The 17,284-nt window shown below is 62.8% G+C and carries 12 protein-coding genes; 4 read left to right on the forward strand and 8 right to left on the reverse strand.

Annotated elements, in window-relative coordinates:
- Positions 1 to 77: 77 nt before the first annotated feature.
- Positions 78 to 1,070, reverse strand: a complete 993-nt coding sequence (locus A4X16_RS16260; protein WP_067122711.1) for an SDR family NAD(P)-dependent oxidoreductase — start codon at positions 1,068 to 1,070, stop codon at positions 78 to 80.
- 132 nt (positions 1,071 to 1,202) lie between these two features.
- Here A4X16_RS16260 and A4X16_RS17625 point away from each other — a divergent pair, with 132 nt between their 5' ends.
- Together A4X16_RS17625 and A4X16_RS16265 are read left to right on the forward strand one after the other, a co-directional pair.
- Positions 1,203 to 2,480: a DNA cytosine methyltransferase gene (locus A4X16_RS17625; RefSeq protein ID WP_231880408.1), complete on the forward strand. Its 1,278-nt coding sequence runs from the start codon at positions 1,203 to 1,205 to the stop codon at positions 2,478 to 2,480.
- Positions 2,481 to 2,483: 3 nt separating this feature from the next.
- On the forward strand, positions 2,484 to 3,440 hold the full coding sequence (locus tag A4X16_RS16265) for a NaeI family type II restriction endonuclease (RefSeq protein ID WP_067122714.1): 957 nt from the start codon (positions 2,484 to 2,486) through the stop codon (positions 3,438 to 3,440).
- A 210-nt stretch (positions 3,441 to 3,650) separates the two neighbouring features.
- Here the strand turns inward: A4X16_RS16265 and drmB are convergent, their stop codons facing one another.
- The 5 genes from drmB to A4X16_RS16290 are packed head-to-tail and all read right to left on the reverse strand — an operon-like array spanning position 3,651 to position 13,219.
- Positions 3,651 to 5,567, reverse strand: coding sequence for a DUF1998 domain-containing protein (drmB, locus tag A4X16_RS16270; RefSeq protein WP_067122717.1), 1,917 nt, complete (start codon positions 5,565 to 5,567; stop codon positions 3,651 to 3,653).
- Entirely contained in the window at positions 5,564 to 9,082 is a 3,519-nt protein-coding gene (locus A4X16_RS16275) for a helicase-related protein (protein WP_067122720.1), read from the reverse strand. The genes drmB and A4X16_RS16275 overlap by 4 nt, the downstream gene beginning before the upstream one ends.
- Positions 9,079 to 10,779: a nuclease-related domain-containing DEAD/DEAH box helicase gene (locus A4X16_RS16280; protein WP_082914526.1), complete on the reverse strand. Its 1,701-nt coding sequence runs from the start codon at positions 10,777 to 10,779 to the stop codon at positions 9,079 to 9,081. The genes A4X16_RS16275 and A4X16_RS16280 overlap by 4 nt, the downstream gene beginning before the upstream one ends.
- The gene (locus tag A4X16_RS16285) at positions 10,767 to 12,281 is read right to left on the reverse strand and encodes a hypothetical protein (protein ID WP_067122723.1); all 1,515 of its coding nucleotides are present in this window, start codon (positions 12,279 to 12,281) and stop codon (positions 10,767 to 10,769) included. Before A4X16_RS16285 ends, A4X16_RS16280 begins: the two co-directional genes overlap by 13 nt.
- On the reverse strand, positions 12,278 to 13,219 hold the full coding sequence (locus tag A4X16_RS16290; RefSeq protein WP_197491863.1) for a hypothetical protein: 942 nt from the start codon (positions 13,217 to 13,219) through the stop codon (positions 12,278 to 12,280). The genes A4X16_RS16285 and A4X16_RS16290 overlap by 4 nt, the downstream gene beginning before the upstream one ends.
- Positions 13,220 to 13,436: 217 nt before the next feature.
- Here A4X16_RS16290 and A4X16_RS16295 point away from each other — a divergent pair, with 217 nt between their 5' ends.
- Positions 13,437 to 14,522, forward strand: coding sequence for a type I restriction endonuclease (locus tag A4X16_RS16295; protein WP_067122930.1), 1,086 nt, complete (start codon positions 13,437 to 13,439; stop codon positions 14,520 to 14,522).
- A gap of 493 nt (positions 14,523 to 15,015) precedes the next feature.
- On the opposite strand, the gene A4X16_RS16300 is transcribed toward A4X16_RS16295, so the two are convergent.
- Positions 15,016 to 15,684 carry a DUF6998 domain-containing protein gene (locus A4X16_RS16300; RefSeq protein ID WP_157560267.1) on the reverse strand — a complete coding sequence of 223 codons (669 nt, stop codon included), beginning with the start codon at positions 15,682 to 15,684 and terminating at the stop codon, positions 15,016 to 15,018.
- A 73-nt stretch (positions 15,685 to 15,757) separates the two neighbouring features.
- On the opposite strand from A4X16_RS16300, the gene A4X16_RS16305 reads away from it, so the two are divergent.
- Positions 15,758 to 16,336, forward strand: coding sequence for an HAD family hydrolase (locus tag A4X16_RS16305; RefSeq protein WP_231880409.1), 579 nt, complete (start codon positions 15,758 to 15,760; stop codon positions 16,334 to 16,336).
- Positions 16,337 to 16,393: 57 nt separating this feature from the next.
- Here A4X16_RS16305 and A4X16_RS16310 read toward each other — a convergent pair whose 3' ends face one another.
- Entirely contained in the window at positions 16,394 to 17,278 is an 885-nt protein-coding gene (locus tag A4X16_RS16310; RefSeq protein WP_067122729.1) for a phosphodiesterase, read from the reverse strand.
- Between the last annotated feature and the right edge of the window lie 6 nt (positions 17,279 to 17,284).

Below are 17,284 nucleotides of genomic sequence, written 5' to 3' on the forward strand. Positions count from 1 at the left end.
TCGCCCTCTCCCCTGGGAACGGAACACCCCGTTATTCGATCACCGTAGCGGAGAGAGCCGACACTGCCCCGCTATGACTACTGAACCGACCATCCCCCATCCGACGCCAGCACCGCACCGTTGATGTTCACGCCGTCGTCCGACAGCAGGAACGTGATCGACGCAGCGAGCTGTTCCGCGGTCGCGACGGTCGGGATCGCCTGCTGGAACGGTGCCAGACGACCGGAGCCGTACTCCGACATGTTCGGGGGCATCGGGATGCCGGTGGCCACTCCGCCGGGAGCGACGCTGTTCACGCGGATGCCCTTCGGCCCGTACATGAACGCGGCGGACTTCGTGACGCCGATGATGCCGTGCTTGCTCGCCGTGTAGGCGTTGCCCGACGCGTTGCCGCGCAGACCCGCTTCGCTCGAGACGTTGAGGATCGAGCCGCGGCCAGCCTTCTCCATGATCGGCAGCACCGCGCGCATGAGCTTGAACGGCGCGGTGAGGTTGATGGCGATGACGCGGTCCCAGACGGCATCCGTCGTCTCGCCTGCGGGGGAGAAGTCGTCGTTGATGCCGGCGACGTTCGCGAGACCGTCGATGATGTCGCCCGCGGCAGCGATGACGGCGTCGATCGCGTCCTGCTTGGTGAGGTCTCCGGCGACGACGGTGATGTCGGCGTCGGGAAGCTCAGCCTTCAGCGCATCGAGCTTGTCGGCGGCGATGTCGGAGGCGATGACGCGTCCGCCTTCGCGGGCGATGCGGGTGGCGGTGGCCTTGCCGATTCCGGATGCTGCGCCCGTGACGATCACGGTCTTGCCGGCGAAGCGGGCTCCGGTCGGGACCTCGGGGGCTGCCTCCTCGACGGGGAGCTCGCCGCCGTTGGCCGCGCGGACGAGGTCGTCGACGACGGACTGCGGCATCGCGCCCTGGCTCATCGCGACGAGCTGCTGGAGGGGGAGTCCGAGGACCGGGGTGAGGAGCTCGGGGTCGGCGCCCGTCTGTTCGAAGAGGCTGCGGATGAGCGGCCCTCCGGTCGGATCGTTCATCCACTCGCCGATGGTGGAGTGTGCGGTGAGGGCCATGGTGGAGCTCCTTCAATATATGTTTCGCAACGATGCGTCTACTTACTTCAAGTGTAATCCTCAGCTGTCGCCGAAAACTCGCGCGCGGCGGTGCGACGCGGCGATGTCGGTGGCCAGACTTAAGATGAACGGGTGGCAGACTACAAGCGATCAGGCGACCAGATGTTGAGCCTCGTCGAGGCATGTGCCGGCGCTGGCGGGCAGTCTCTTGGCTTGCACAAGGCAGGATTCTCGCACTCGCTCGCCATCGAGATCGATGAGACAGCCGCCGAGACTCTTCGCTCAAATTTGCAGGTTCGCGTAGCGGTTGGTGACGTTGCCGACTCGTCAGTCTGGGACCCTCGGTGCTACGCAGAGGTCGATCTTTTCGCGGGCGGAGTACCGTGCCCACCATTCTCTGCCGCTGGTAAGCAGCTGGGGACCTCCGACGAACGCGATCTTTTTGCATGGGCAATTGAGCAGGTTGCGATGCTCCAGCCTCGAGCTGTGATGCTGGAGAACGTCCGTGGTCTCGCGGCACCTCGGTTCGCCGCATACCGTCAACGGATCTTGGATCGTCTCGATGAGCTCGGATACGTCGGCGATTGGAAACTCCTTCATGCTTCGGACTTCGGCGTACCGCAGCTCCGGCCGCGTTTCGTGCTCGTCGCGATGCCTGCAAGCGAGATGCGATTCTTTCAATGGCCCGAGCCACAGGTCGGCGCTCGACTCACAGTCGGGGCGGCACTTTATGACTTGATGGCAGCCGAGGGCTGGAAGTACGCGGACGCTTGGCGGGAAGCCGCAGACGACATCGGCCCGACCCTGGTCGGAGGTAGCAAGAAGCACGGAGGGGCTGACCTCGGTCCGACACGGGCTAAGGCGGCATGGGCCAAGTTGAGCGTCGACGGCCGGGGCATCGCCGACACTCCACCAGACCGAAGGTCGCCTTCGTTTCGAACTGCTCCGCCGCGCTTGACGATCGAAATGGCAGCTCGAATTCAAGGCTGGACTGCGGAAGACGGGTACGAGTTCGTCGGCCGCAAGACCTCGCAGTACAGACAGATCGGGAACGCTTTTCCACCGCCTGTGGCGGAAGCGCTTGGGCGAAGCATTCGTGCAGCGCTGAACCACGAAGGGTCCGAAACCCTCCGCAGTTCCGGCACTCTGAGCCTTCAGGACCCGGTCTATCGTGCTCTCGCTCGCAGCGACGAGCCTTTGAGTTTGGAGGACTTGATAGGCGCTTATAACGAGGGAAGTGCGTCAGCCGTGCAGCAGCGCCTTGCGGCTATCAGACACGATTTTGATTTACACACGATCTATGTCGATGGAATCGAACGTTATCTCCTCGGTGAATTCAAGGGGTTCACAGGTCAGGCTGATCACTGGCGCCACGAAGTCGTGACACGCTTCCGGAACCGCGTCAGCTGATTCATGAGAGTTGAACTGCTCCAGGCGTGGGAGCCGGATCCACTAGAAGGTGAGAGCGACGAGGAGTTGATCTCCGTTTTCAACGCGCTACGCCAGGCAGACCCCGACGGCACGCGAGTCGGCCGTCTGATGCGACGCACGTTAGATCAGCTCTACGACGGGCAACGAACGGGGCGATACTCGTGGGAGCAGTTGCATAAGACAGAACGAACTCATTTCGGCACGCTCTTCGAGATAAACCTTCGGCGTGAGTTCGATGATGTGATCGACGAGGGCTCGAATCTCGATTACAAGATCGCGGGCGTCGACGTCGATTGCAAGTTTTCGCAGCGGATGAATGCGTGGATGATCCCACCCGAGGCTCTCGGGCATCTTCTTGTCGTTGGCTATGTCAACGACGCCACGAGCGAGTTTGCGTTTGGGGTGGTCCGTGCGGCGCCAGACCACTGCAGGATCAGGTCAAATCGAGATGCGAAAGTACAGCTGAATCAGGCCGGGAGAGACGCCGTCAGGTGGCTGCAGCGACCCGGGGACCTGCCGCCGAACGTGCTCCTTGGGTGTGACGCTGAGACACTCGTGGCGATCTTCGCTCCCAGGTCGGGCCAGAAGCGCGTGAATGAACTATTCCGCCAAGTGACCGGGCGAAGAATTGGGCGCAATGTGATCGCGACTGTGGCGCAGCAGGACGACTTCATGAAGAGAGTGCGCGCGAATGGTGGCGCACGAACCGCGCTACGCGGCGAGGGCTATATCATCCTTGGCGGTGACTATGAGAAGCATCGCCTTGCGGCTCGCCTCCTCGGCCTTGAGGTACCGGCGGCGGGCGAGATGGTCAGTGCGCGAGTAGTGATGGCGGCAGAAGGAGAACCCTTCACCGCTGAACTTGCAGGTGAACGGTGGCGATTAGCATCAAGCGGTGAGTCGGCTCAGCGCGTCGCGCCCGACGTGCCGTTCAAGTAGGCGACTAAGAAGCTTGCATCTCCACGCCGACGTTCGAACTCGCGCTCGCGTTGGAGGATGCGCTCAGTCGGGTGCAGTGTCGAACAGTAGGGTTCAGCCATCCGTGCATCAATTCCATGAGCTCGCCCCGCCTACCCCGGCGGAGCCTCTTTCGCAGCGATTGAACTTTGGCGTAAGCGCTCAGGAGAACGCCATAGTGACGACCCGAGGTTAGCTCAGCTCCGAAAAGAAGCCGAGGCTCGGGTCGTCGAACGTGCCGATAACCAAACCGCGGTCGAGGAACCGATTGAACTCTTCGCAGCTCGTTTCCGGCAGAAGCGCACAACCGTGGCAAGCCGCGAGATTGCATGAGTCCGGCCCCTGCGCTGCGTCCATGCACACCGGATCGGTCGAGCACCAGTGAGCGTCGCTGAGCGCCGCAGCGAAGACCGGTTGCAAGCGGTCGGGTCGTGACATGCGGACTAGGCCGCCCATCGTGCCTTCGGAATCACCGGCGGCCGTGTAGATCAATAGCCCGGCCATGTCACGGCCGCCGTCGCGTGACACGTACAACCGCTCTCGGAGCGAGGCCGAGCTGTAGCCGCACGTGAAGACAAGTTCGTTTATCAGCAGGTGCGCGAAAGTATGCAACATGACCATGCGTGGCGAAATGTCCCGCGGGCGTCCACCTCGAGCGGTGATTACCTGCTCGTACTGATTCGCAATGAGATCTGCCCGCGCCTGCACTTCGCCGCGTGCCTCCCAGGCCGCGAGGCGATCGCTGTCGAGCTCGAAGTAGATGCCTTCGCCCTTGACCACGTATGCCGGTAGCCAATCCTTGTCCGGCGGCAGGGGGCGACGTCGTAGTAGGGCTTTGCCCTCCGCGATCTTCAGGTTGTTGTCGCGCCCCCGGGCAAACCCCCGCAGCACGCGTGTTTCGCGGAGCACCGTGACGCTGCGCACTCGGTCGACGTGTGCGGCGATAGCGGCGTGGACACCGGGATCTGATGCGCGCAACTCGTCGTCTTGAGGCGTCTCGCGGAGCAGCTTGAACTCCGGGTGGCGCCAAATGTCGAGGTCGCCGGATTCATCGATGTCACCGTCCTCTCCCGCGGAACCAATGCCAAAACGGTCCTGGAAAGCCGCGAGCAGTTCGTCGTCGGAGAACTGATCGAAGAGCTCTCCTGCGCCTCGGGTGGCCTGGCGGATCTCGGCCACGGTGGCGTCCTTGCCCCGCATGGTGAAGAGGAAGGCCATCGTCGGTTCGACGTCAGCGCGCTTCATCAAGTCGCGCAGCGCGCCGCTGACCGCACCAATTTTCTGCGGCAGAAAGATCGAGGACTCGACATACGGAAAGTAGACGTTGCCGCTCGCGCGGAGCGCTCCCTGAACCGGCTGGTCGCAAGGACCATCCTCCTCATGCAGCCAGGGCCGAGCGCCTGTGCACAAGTACGGGTCAGATCGGCCCGCCAACTGCTGCGTCAAGAAAGTGCCCTCTCCTGACTCGTCCTTCATGCCTCCGGTCGTGATGCCTTGCAGCGACCGGGATGCGCCACACCCCTTACTCTCGTCCCGCTGGTTTTTCGCATCGTAGCCGCACCGGACGACCTGCCCCTCAAGTCCGCCGCCTCCGGTAGAGAACAGGCGCAGCACTCCTGCGCAGCTCGGGTTCTTCGACCGGTGCACCCACTCCCTGAAGGGAAAGTCGTCGATGTGTCCCTTGCCGCAGATGGCTACGAACGGGACCTGCGACATCTTCGGCCCGAAGCGTCGCTTGCCGACGCAGGTGGGTTCATCGCATCGAACGGCGTCCTGGAAGCTGAGGGGCACCTGCTTCAGGCGCTTGCAGTACATGCAGAACGAGTAACTCGGGAATCTCAGGGCAGGGACGCTAAGTTTCTCGTTCCGGTGGTCCTCCGGGGACCCCTTCCGGTAGTCCGGAGGCAGCCGGAACTCCTGGACCTTCAGCCGTGCTTCGAGCCGCCAGTCGTTGACGCGGAAGTCCTCCAGAGCCAGGTCGGCGTTGTTGCGCGGGAACCAGTGGTCGAGCCCTGCCGTGATCACGGAGGTTCCGTCGACGAGCACGCTCATGGCGCCGACGCCGAAGGGCGACACCAATTGGGCTCGACGCATGCTGCCTGATGTCATGCCTGTACCTCCGGCCCTTCCAGGTCCTCAGTGAGGTAGTCGAGGGTGACGGAGAGTTGGCACTCGGCGTCGACGCTGCGCATGCTCATTGGCGTTTCCCATGTGATGTTCTTGTTGCCAGAATCTGCGAGATCGCCGGCCGGGCGCATCAAGCCCTGCTTTGGGTCGCCGTTGAAGTAGTTGGCAGTCGCCCATGTCGTGCGCTCCCCCTTCGCCCACTGGCGGGAACGCTCGGCGACCCATTGGTCGAACACGGCCAGTTCGTCCCTATCGACGATCGCCGCCCGAGCGCGGAGAAGTGCGATCGATTCATCGAACTCGACTTGTGGGAACGGACTTGGGTCGAGCGTTGGATTGAGTTGGCGCATGCGAGAGATTGCAGCCGCGTGGAGCGCCCGCTTCAGGACCGGCTCGGCGAAGGGCGTCACGGAGGTTGGCTCCACCTGTGCGTAGAGCTGCTGGTGGTAGGTCCGGAACCGTTCGTAGTGACTGCGGTCGCGGGGCTTTGCGGCGCCGTAGATCGTGATGACAAGGCCGGGCGTCCTCACGTTGCGCCCCACTCGACCGCTCACCTGGATGTACTGAGCGGTGGTCTTCGGTTGGCCGACGATCGTCATGAGTCCAAGCCTGTCGATGTCGACGCCGACTTCGATGATGTTTGAGGCCAGGCAGATGTCGACGCACTTCACGTTCTCAGGACACGATCCGCTGCTGACACACTTGGCGCCGTCAACGCAGTCAGGGTGTGGCAGCCGCAGTTCGAGTTCCTCGATTGCCTTCGGGATCTCGTCGCTGCGGCGACGCGAGGTGAGCTCCATCTTGTTGCGGGGGTAGCGCGGCGTGATGCCGTCGCGCCGCTGTAGGCCGACCAAATAGTCAGGAACGTCGGAGTCCAACAGCGAGAGCGTGTTTCCGAGCTCTCGGAGACTGTTGAGGAAATTGAGGTTGGTCCAGTAGCCGTCCCGATCGTCCGGGTTAGGGATTTGCGGACCAGCCTGGAGCGTTGCGGCCGCGACTCGTGCCTGAACGGTCTGCATGGATCCGAGAGATGGGCTCATGACACCGAGGTACCGCCGACCTGGCGCTGGCTTGCCGTCTGGAAGCCGGGCGGGTTCGGCGAAGAAGGAACGCCCCTCCTCAAGGCCGTGGGGGGGAAAGAGTGCGACTTCCTTGCGGCCAAACAGCCCAAGGATCTGATCCTCATAGCGACGCACGGTGGCGGTCGACGCGATGATCTTCGCAGGGATCGCCGGATCGGTGCGCCGATCTGTCGTCAGGTCATCGATCACGGGCTCGTACAGGCCAACCATGGAGCCGAGCGGTCCTGAGATGAGGTGGAGCTCGTCCTGGATGATCAGGCCCGGTGGCGAGTACAGCCGTTCGCCGTGGTCGCCGAGTCCGAACACAGTGCGCGCGGTCGGCTGCCACGCCATGGTTGCGAACTTGTCGACGGTGCCGATCACGATCGATGGACGCGACTCGTAGATGTCCTCATCGACGACGTGGACAGGCAAGCCTTCTCGGCCGCTGTATCGGCACAGTTCGTCTTGGCAGCGGAAGAGGAAGCGGCCCCCTGACCACACGTACCCAGGGGTGTCCTGTCCGCGTGACTTGCTGACCGGACCCATTCGCGTGCCGCACCACGGGCACTTGAGGAGCAGGAACTTGTTTGAGGCTCGCGAATCGCGTCGCAGTTCGCCGAGCGCCCGCTTGGCGGCGGTCCACCGGTTGGGTGTTGAATCGCCGCCCAGCCAGACCCCAATTCCGAAGGGTGCCGTTCCGAGCTCGTCCTCCATGCCAGACCGGACATCTTCTAAGACGCAGATCAAGGAGGAGGCGCGCAGGAACTGCTGGGCCGTGAGCAACCGCAGTGTGTAGCGCATGAGCGTGTCGGTGCCAGCGTCGGCGGGGTCGCGGAGTCGACGGGCGAGTAGCGAGATGGCTGAGGCGCCGAGGTAGGCCTCGGTCTTTCCGCCACCGGTCGGGAAGAAGATCAGGTCGACGAGGGTCCGCTTCGGATGGGTCGGGTCGACGAGTTCTGGGAGGCTCGCCAAAATGAAGGCGATCTGGAAGGCGCGCCAGCGCCCACCCTTGGGATCGGGCGTGGCTGTTGGGTGAGCCCCGTCTGGCCGGTAAACCCCTTGCTTGTCCTTGATCAGATCACGTGGCTCAAGACGTGACCGGATCTGCTGGTACAGCATTGCGAAGTTCGCGAGTTGGAACGCCCGAGCAGCGAGCGGGTCGTTATGCACGAGGCGCCACCCCTCCTGCATGCGTTCCAGCGCCTCGGTGCACTTCTTGACGTGCTCCCGCGCTGCCGTTTGGTAGCGAGCTGGCAGATCATCAATCGACGCCTTTCGGTTGTTAATCCACTGGGCATACAACTCGAGGACCTTCTCGACTTGGGCGTCACCGACGTCCGTTGTGTTGCCAAGTTCCTCCATGCTGACGCTCACGGGCGTCCGCGTGCCGTCGGGGTGCTCCTCAAAGACGTCGGGCGTCAGGCTGGTGACCTCGTAGGCGGGCAGCGCGTCTGCCTTGACGAACGGGACCGTCGGGGTTCCGTCCTCGCCCGCTGCGTCTTCCCAGGTCGCGGCGCAACCGTGACCGATCGCGAAGGTGCGTCGGTGGCGGTAGAGGAGTGCAATCGACTCCTCCTCGTTGTCGCTGTCAAGCTGCTCCACACCCGGGTATGGCTCGATGCGCAGCCCCTCCGCTGCGGTGGCGGAGAAGGCAACCTGAAAGAACGCACTTCCGGGCCCGGTGCCAACGGCGTCGTCGACGACGGCGAGGGTGACAAGGCGAAGGTCCGCGTCAGCTTCGCCGGGCACGGCGCGGCTAAAGATAGAAACACTGGGTTTGATTCGAGGCTCGATCTTCGGTTCGACGACGACGGCGGTTGTGGTCAGCGAGGAGCGCTTGCGCTCCCTTCTTAGTACGTCTGCTGAGGCGACTGCGTCGAGCACGAAGGGCCGTCGAACCCACCAGTTCAGCGGGGGCATGTGCGGTGCAGTGATCTTGATGGGGTCATAATAGGCGCCAGTCACGCGGACCTTGAGTGCCGCCCCTTCCGTGACCCGGACCTTGAAGGAGATCGCCATGGCCGATGGCTTCCTTCGGTTGGCGTCGGACAGGTCGAAGTCGTCGGAGTCAGGTTGGTCCTGACGGCGCGGACCGCGCACTTCTGTCGGCGGCTCTCCTGGGTTCTCGTCGTTCTCTGCCAGTCCTGGAATTACGGCGGAATCGTCCCCTTCTGCTGCCAGTCCGCCCGTCGGCGTGCCACCGCTGTAGAGCACGCCAACGCCATAGCGGCGCAGCGGGTCGGAGCGGGTCAGCACCTCTTCCAAGGTGTCGCGATCGTGGAACTGTCCGCTGCTTTCGTCCTTCGTCTGGAAGGTCAGGGACGGTCCGGAGCAGTCGACCGGAATGCCGATGGGCGGCTCGCCGTCGGGCGGCCCGAACAGCTCGCGTCGTACTGCGGCCTCCACGACGTCACGTGCTTCAACCCCGCTCATTGGTTCCTCACCATTCCTGCCAGCCCGGTGCTCTCCTCGATGACACCGTAAAGACGATCGGTCGCTCTGGTCAGGCCGACGTACAGGACTGACTCGAAGTTCGGCACATTCACCCGGTCTAGGTCGGTGACGATGACGGCCGACGCTTCGAGGCCCTTGAAAGCCTGGATCGATGAGAAGCGGATCCTCCCCTTCTTGACGGCGTCGCCGTCAGCTTGGACAAGCACACTCTTCAGCCATGGGTCCGTCGTCGTGGCAGCTGCTGAGCCTGCGCTCAGCGGACTCAACACAACAATCTCGCTCAGGTCGAATGACTCTTCCCGCAGCGCCTCAACCGCCTGGCGGAGCAACGGCGATTGGTCCTCACCACGCACGTACTTCAGGAGGACCGGGTTGGCGCCATCGTCGTCCCGCCGGAACTTCTGGTAGCCCGGAGTGAGTCCGCTGAAGAAGTTGACGCTATACCCGATCCTTGGAAGGTTTCGGCAGTTCATCGTGAGCCGGTGGGACGGAAGTTGGGGCACCCGCTCTTTGAGCAGCTCGCGACCACGGCCGTCGTCGTAGATCGCTTGGCGTTCGAAGTCGCCAAACATGAGGACCCGGCCGCCGGACACTCCGCCTTTGACCAGCAGCTCGAACACGTCAAGATAGGCCTCCGTCAGGAGGTCCTGAATCTCATCGACGATCAGGAAGTCCGCCGGAGGCTCGCCCAGCTCAAGTAACACCTCGATCGCACGCTCTGGAAGCTCAGATGACCAGAACGACGGGCTGGCGTCACTTGGCGCCTTGAGTCCGATCAGTGCCAAGAGCTGGCTGTGGAAAGTGCCGACAGATAAGCGCGGATCGGTGATGTCCGCCGCTAGGCGTCGTCCGAGGAGCTTGTTGAAGCACATAAGGCTTCCTGTCCGCCCGTCGGCCAGCTCACGCCGTGCGGCCTCAAGAGCCAGAAGCGTCTTGCCGGAGCCCGCCGGGCCAGTGAAGAGCACGCTCTGGTTGTCGGACATGGCGTCAAGCGCGATGCATTGCTCCTCAACAAATTGAATGAGCTCGTGCTCGCGGGCCGAGCGCATGTCTCCGGCTACGATGCCGAACTCGAAGCTGGGTCGCAGCAACATGGCGATATGCTTTGCGGTCGCTCGGTCCGGCCCCACGCCGCCGTAGGAGAAGCCGCGGAACGTGGCGTCGAGGTTAGCTATTCCCCCGGTGAAGGCGCGACGGATCGCGCCAATCGGATCGTTCTTGAGGTCTTCCGAATCGAGAACTTGCCAATCGAACCACTCGTTCGTTGGTCTGAGCATCGTCCGTGCACGGGTGGTGGTGAACCATGCGGCGCTCAGGGTCGGGATCGAACGAAGATCGACCCTCTTCCTCAGCAGGTCCTTCCGAATCGAGTACATCGCTTCACTGGCCTGCTTGAACGGTCCGCGGGCGGTTGGCGCTTGATTGCCGAGCTTCCAGACGCCTTCGTCGAAGGTGAAGTGATCGTGCGACTTCACCTCGATCACCAGAATTCCTAGCTCTGGAGCGATGACGACGAAGTCGGCCTCGCCCTCGGGGTTCCGGACGTGTTCAGCGATGTTGAGCGAGTGAAGAATGATCCAGTCGTCGGTTGTCTGGTCTTCGGCAAACTTCCGGTAGACCGCCTTTTCCCCGGGCGCGGCGCCCTCGGGGAAGAGGGCTGGAATCAATCGAGCCACAGGGCGCTCCCATCAATGAACGGCACTCGTACCTGATGCCTGCTTACGATCTCTGAGAACGGGGCCTTTGCGACAACACGGGCGACTATCATTCCGCGGAAGCCCTCACGGGGAAGGTCCAGGTGCAGAGTCCCATCACGCTCGAGTACGCGCAGATCAGTTTTCCTAACTGCCGTCTCAAGCTCCCTGCGAAGATCGGCACTCGCTCTGTAGATCGCTCGCCGTAGCGTGATGGCGTTGCCGTACGTCGGTCGGGACGGCTCGCCGAGCCAGTCGAGGAGAACCGCAAAATCAGCGTCGCGTTGAGGGCAGACTAGACGCCGGTCGGTCCAGGCGCGCACTTGGCCGAACGAACGCACGCCGAGTCGCTCGAGTTCGTCCATCGCCTGACGGGAACCGATGCAGGCCAGTCGTTCCGCGAGGCGAGCCTTCCAGCGTGCCTGGGTTGCAACTATGCCGGGTGCTCGTCCGCCAAGCGCTGCAACGGCCTGGTCATACATGGCGCCTCGTTCGGTTTCGCCCTGCCGCAGAACAAGGTATGTGCCCGGGACGACGCCACTCACAGCCTCGTAGCCAATACGGGTGCCCTCGGGCTGCTTCGGGTCCATGGACCGGATCCGGTCTCCATCGTCGAGCCACAAGGCCTGGCCGCCGGCGAGAAGGATCTTCCGGGCCTCCACTTCGTCGCCGGTGGGCTCACGATCAGTGGAGATGCGCGGCCCCCAAGACGGCTGAGGGAAGTAAACGTCGTCGATCTCGTCGCTGTTGACGACGGCGATTTCTGGCTCGATCGAGTCACCGATCTGATGCACGGTCGCCTTCACCAAGATCCGTCCCTCTGCGTGTGCACCAAATGTGGATGACGGCACGGACCGGTTGCCAAACCAGGCGGGCATCAGAAAGGTAACTTCGGGGGTCACGGGGGCCGTTATAATCGAAGGCGGCATAAAGGTTGGCGGCGCGACGATGTAGCTGACCTCGATGTCTCCACGAACCGCGTTGAGTTCGCTCGGAACGAGAACGGTGGCACCAGCCTCATCGAGCCACCCAGCAAGGGCTGCCCGAGCGGCCCCCTTGGTTGCAACGACAACACAGTCCCCCGTACCAACCTCCCGAATCGAATCGAGTAAAACGGCTCCAACCGGCGAATCTGACTCTCCCACCGCAATTGCGCCTTCCGCGATCTGATCCAGCAACGCACTATCGCTGACGAGGTTCCGGAGAAGGCGGGCTTGTCGTAGGACTTCGTCGATGACTGGTTGCTGCTTCTGGAACTCTCTCGGTTGAGGCTGCGTCATGCGGCGCCAGCGCAACGCATTTGCCGCCTGAAGAACGCCGTCCCAAACCTCGGTACGTTCGTTCCCAAGCGTGAATAGGGTGTGGCGGATAGCAGTGTCGAGCTGCTCTCCGGCAGGATCGCCGACGGCGAATATCGAGACGCCTTGGCGCATCAGGGAACCTGAGGCGGCATAGCGCTGCGCAACATCCTGAGCCCGACTCATATGGCTACCGTAAAAGCCATGACCTCAACTGCAGTGGGCGGTTGCCAGTGAAGTTCATCGACTACTGAGATCGGCTGACTGTGGCTATGGCGCGCTTCGATGAGCGTCTCGGCCGCCGACTCGTCCGCCACGGAACGGTCCACGATGCACACGACGATCGGCACCGTCACGTCGTTCAAGTACTTGATGGCACCATAGCGATCGAGGATTGCCATCAAGCAGGATTCGGAAAGCAGTTCTCCTTCGCCGAGACGAGACGCCGAGACGATTGACGTGGACCACGTCGCCGCGCGGGGTTCGAAGGGCAGAACGTACGTGCCGAGTCTCGTACCCAAGGCTCCTTCGGCGGTTCCGTCGCCGATTACTGCTTCAAGATCCTCTCGAATCCACTTGCTGGTCCCGACAAGCGCGAGGTCCATCGGCGGTGCAGCGAGCCGCTCGAGCCAAGACGCCGAAGCGCCCGTCAGATCTGCCAGATAACCACCAGCGGGAACCTGACCAACGACGGACTCGCACTCTTCGTCGAGCACGGAAACCGCCCGATAGCGGTCGACTGGCAGATACTTTCCGCCGGTACGAACCCGGGGGCCGCTGGAATGTGCTTCAAGGTTCGTGAATCGGCCGGTGACGATCAACTTGTCTGTGACTGCTCGCAACCAAGTGGATCGATCTGATGCCTCGAACACTGCGAGAGGTTTATCCAGGCCAGCCACAGGACTCGAGAGCATCCAGCCAGACCCGATGAGCGCGCCGACATAGTCCCGCCGAGGCACCGAAATAGCCACTACAAGCTGTCGTTCGTCGAGCTTCGCGAGATAGCGGCGAAGTAGAGATCCGAGGCTAACGAACGAGCCGATCCAGGATCCGGCGACCAGGGGCTCCGCGTGCGCGTCCGCGAGGCCCAGGAGTATACGTGGACGCGCGGGTGAGTCGACCATTGCTCTCCCCCCGCAGTTCACCGCGTCTGACGCCACGTCGACGCACCTCAATCTTGATCCATCATGCCGCTGCGATGATCAGTCACCAGCGGGATGATGCTGATTGTTGCATACGAGTGCCGACGCCGCGGCATTTCAAGCATGTCGGGTTCCTCTGCGGTGTGGTGGAATTCCGCTATCGTCTGGATGAATGCGTTCGACGAAGATCGGAGTAGCGGTGGAGTTCGCGGAGCGTCTCGATTCCCTGGCGACCAAGGTGAAGAACCAGGCAACGGCAATCGGGACTGAGGAGGCGACGAAGAACGCCTTCGTCATGCCGTTCATCTCGACGATTCTCGGATACGACGTCTTCGACCCGCTGGAGGTCGTCCCGGAGTTCACTGCAGACGTGGGCACTAAGAAGGGTGAGAAGGTCGACTACGCCATCATGCGCGACGGCGAGGTGCAGATCCTCATCGAGTGCAAGCCGTCGATGGGCGCGCTCAAGATCGAGCACGCATCGCAGCTGTTCCGCTACTTCTCTGTCACCAATGCCCGGATCGCAGTCCTCACGAACGGTGTGGTCTGGCAGTTCTACACCGACCTCGACGCACCGAACCGCATGGATGCCAAGCCGTTCCTCGTTCTGGATCTGCTCGACATCGACGAGACGCTCATCCACGAGATCCAGAAGCTCAGCAAGGAGAGCTTCGATCTCGACTCGATCATCAGCGCTGCGGAAGAACTCAAGTACATCGGAGCGCTCAAGCGGGAGATCGCGGCGCAGTTCCGCGAACCGAACGACGAATGGATCAAGTTCTTCGCGACGCGCGTATTCGACGGATCCTACACACAGAAGGTCCGCCAGCAGTTCACGATTTTGGTGAGCAAGGCGGGTCAGCAGTTCCTTACGGAGAGGGTCAACGAGCGGCTAAAGACCGCGTTGGGAGTCAGCGGCATCACTCACAGCGCACCGGCGCCCGCACCGGCGAGCGCGGAGGTCGCCGAGGCGGACCTCGACCGAGACACAGAGATCGAGACGACTCTTGAAGAGCTCGAGGGGTACCAGATTGTGAAGGCGATCGCCTGTGGTGAGGTCAAGCCGCAGCGAGTGACCCATCGCGACGCGAAGAGCTACTTCGCCGTGCTGCTCGATGACAACAACCGCAAGCCGATCGCGCGTCTCCACTTCAACGGCAAGCAGAAGTATCTCGGCTTGCTGGATGAGGGCAAGGTCGAGACGCGGCATGCGATCGAAGAGTTGGACGAGATCTACGCCCATGCGGAGCCGATCAGGGACGCCGTTCGGCGATACAAGGATTGACGGCGTTGGGCGCCTCGTCGACTCTCAGCACTCTGCACATTGGAGCGGCCGGCGAGCTTCTTACCCAATACAAGTTGCTGAAGATGGGGTTCGATTCGGCGCGCCTCACGACAGACTCCGGGGTAGACCTCGTCGTGTACGCGCCGGGAGCTACGCGGGCAACAACGGTTCAAGTAAAGACGAAGTACACCCCTACTCCGGCCGGCGGTACGGGGCGGCTGTCTCTCGGGTTCACATTTCCACATGACCTTCGGGCGGAGACCCTCGTTCTCGTCGATCTCAGTTCAGATCGTGTGTGGTTGATGACTCGCGACGAAGCTCTTGCCCTCGCGCAGCAGCATCGCCAGGACGGTTCCCGGCACCTTTATTGGTATGTGGGGTCCGATGTACAGGGCGCGCGATCCGCTGACGACCTCGAGCCTTATGCTTTGGAGCTGAGAGCCGTCCCGATCTTCGGCGGACGGCAAACCTCGCCCTGATCGGAGGTGAACCTCTAAGATCCCGCCAACTCCAAGACGCGTCGAAACTCCGCCGTCACGTCTGTACCTTCACGCTCGACGACGGCCCTGGTCAGATGATCGCCGTTCACATGGTCCGAGTGTCGAGCCAGCGAGCGCGCGACGTCAGGCAAGAGTTCCCGTGCCCAGATGAGGTCGTACGTGCGGGAATCGAACAGGAGGAAACAAGCGAGGTCGAACTCGAATGACCGAAAAGTCGAGAACTTCGTTGTGCGGTTGCTCGCCCTTCCAACGGCTCGCGCCTTCACCTGGATGCGCTGAGATGCTTCGCTCAGCAGGTCATGGGACTTCACGGAGCTGTTCGCGAGCGTCCCGCCGTATACCTGCTGAGCGATGTGCTCTGCGTAGTCTCCGACGGGCGCGTTGGCCGTCCGTATGACACCGCGTGCCCTCAGCTCGGCAAGGATTCCTGCATACTGGCCGAGGAGGGCGGGCGTCGAATGGGCCTCGAGCGGGCGCGCGCTTTCGGCCGGAAAGCTAGCCAGGATGTGGGCGACGTGATCGTCATGCAGCTCAAGCGACTTCGGCATCCCGCGTAGCTCGGGGTACTTCGACCTCAGAGCGGACCGAATGTTCGCGATCGGGATGTCGTAGCGGCGCGAGATCTCGATTATGGAACTCGGGAGAGTCGTCGAAGCTTCCATGCTCTGATCATGGCCCACGCCGGTCGGTGACCGTATACACCGGTACCCTGTTCCGATGCCTCCCATCCGTGCCGTGCTCTTCGACCTCGATGGCGTCGTCCGTCACTTCGACCCCGAGAATGTCGCGGGTATCGAGCGGGTTCACGGACTCGAACCAGGCTCGATCGAGGCCATCGCATTCGCTCCACACCACCTCGAACTGGTGACGACCGGCCGCATCTCTCGCCGCGAGTGGGTCGAGCGCGTCGGCGTCGAGCTCGGCAACGCTGAGGCTGCTGAGGCGTGGGGGAGTCAGCCCTTCCATGTCGACGAGGAGGTGCTGGGCCACGTCGATGAACTGCGAGCGAATGGCATTCGCACCGCCATCCTGACCAACGGGACTGACACGATTCCGGACGAGATCGCTTCCATCGACCTCGGCTCTCACTTCGAGGCTGTCTTCAACTCGGCGGAGATCGGGTGGACGAAACCTGACGTACGGGCTTTCCAGCACGTGCTTGACGCGATGCAGCTCGCACCCCACGAGGTGTTCTTCATCGACGACTCGTTCGGCAAGCTCGCCGGGGCGGAGGCACTAGATGTGCCGACGCATCACTTCACGGGAGTGGCGGGACTTCGCGAGGCTCTTCGTTCTGCGGGAGCGCTCCACTAACTGCGGGCGTTTCGTCTCGCTCGGCTCAGCCTGGCTCGCTCAACAAACGGGGTGAAACTAGCCCCGCTCTCGCCAGTCGATGCCCCGCCCAGCGATCCTTCGCCCAGACTCATCCGCCGTTACAGGCTCCCCAACATCCGCCCCGACCTCAAGCCCCACGACCGAGTGCACGATCGTCCCGTCGTACACGTGCACGAGGTTGTAGCCCTGCGCAGCATCCTGCCCCCGCGTCGCCCCCACAGGCTGCGCGAGATCCTGCCCATACGCACTCGACGACGCCACCGCGACGGGGATCCCGACGAACGTCCCGAATGACGGGTGATGCACGTGCCCTGACAGGATCCCCCGCACATCCGAACCACGCAGCACCTCAGCCAGCGCCGCCTGGTTCCGCAGCTCCACCGTCACAGCCAAATCGAGCACCGTAGGCAGTGGCGGGTGATGGATCAACAGCAGCGACCCCTCAGGCGCCGGCGAAGCGAGCTCCGACGCGAGCCACGCCAGCTGAGCGTCATCGACCTCACCCCAATGCGCTCCCGGAACGGTCGAGTCGAGCACGATGACCCGCATCCCACCGAACCAGCGCACCTCGGTCACCGGCTCATCACCAGACCCCGACAACCCCAGAACAGACCGCATCACCGCCCGGTCATCATGGTTCCCCGCGACCCACACGACCTCGCACCCCAGCGCCTCCGCCGCGGGCGACACCAATTCCACCAACCGCTGATACGCCGACGCATCTCCCCGGTCCGTGAGATCTCCGGTCAGCAGCAGCGCATCCGGCCGCAACCCCGACGCCACCAACCGCGACAACATCAGATCGAGGTTTGCGTCAGCATCCGCCCCGCTCCCGTACAGCGGCGACCTCTCACCCGGCAGGTGCGTGTCGGAGATGTGCACGAACGTGTGCGACGGACGGGGGTGTTCGGTGAGGATCATGTCTCT

Source organism: Microbacterium sp. H83 (assembly GCF_001650405.1).
GTDB lineage: Bacteria > Actinomycetota > Actinomycetes > Actinomycetales > Microbacteriaceae > Microbacterium.

Coding starts and splice junctions, on each gene's coding strand:
- A4X16_RS16260 (WP_067122711.1), bottom strand. CDS start 1,070: ATGGCCCTCACCGCACACTCCACCATCGGCGAGTGGATGAACGATCCG.
- A4X16_RS16265 (WP_067122714.1), top strand. CDS start 2,484: ATGAGAGTTGAACTGCTCCAGGCGTGGGAGCCGGATCCACTAGAAGGT.
- drmB (WP_067122717.1), bottom strand. CDS start 5,567: ATGACATCAGGCAGCATGCGTCGAGCCCAATTGGTGTCGCCCTTCGGC.
- A4X16_RS16275 (WP_067122720.1), bottom strand. CDS start 9,082: ATGAGCGGGGTTGAAGCACGTGACGTCGTGGAGGCCGCAGTACGACGC.
- A4X16_RS16285 (WP_067122723.1), bottom strand. CDS start 12,281: ATGAGTCGGGCTCAGGATGTTGCGCAGCGCTATGCCGCCTCAGGTTCC.
- A4X16_RS16290 (WP_197491863.1), bottom strand. CDS start 13,219: ATGGTCGACTCACCCGCGCGTCCACGTATACTCCTGGGCCTCGCGGAC.
- A4X16_RS16300 (WP_157560267.1), bottom strand. CDS start 15,684: ATGGAAGCTTCGACGACTCTCCCGAGTTCCATAATCGAGATCTCGCGC.
- A4X16_RS16310 (WP_067122729.1), bottom strand. CDS start 17,278: ATGATCCTCACCGAACACCCCCGTCCGTCGCACACGTTCGTGCACATC.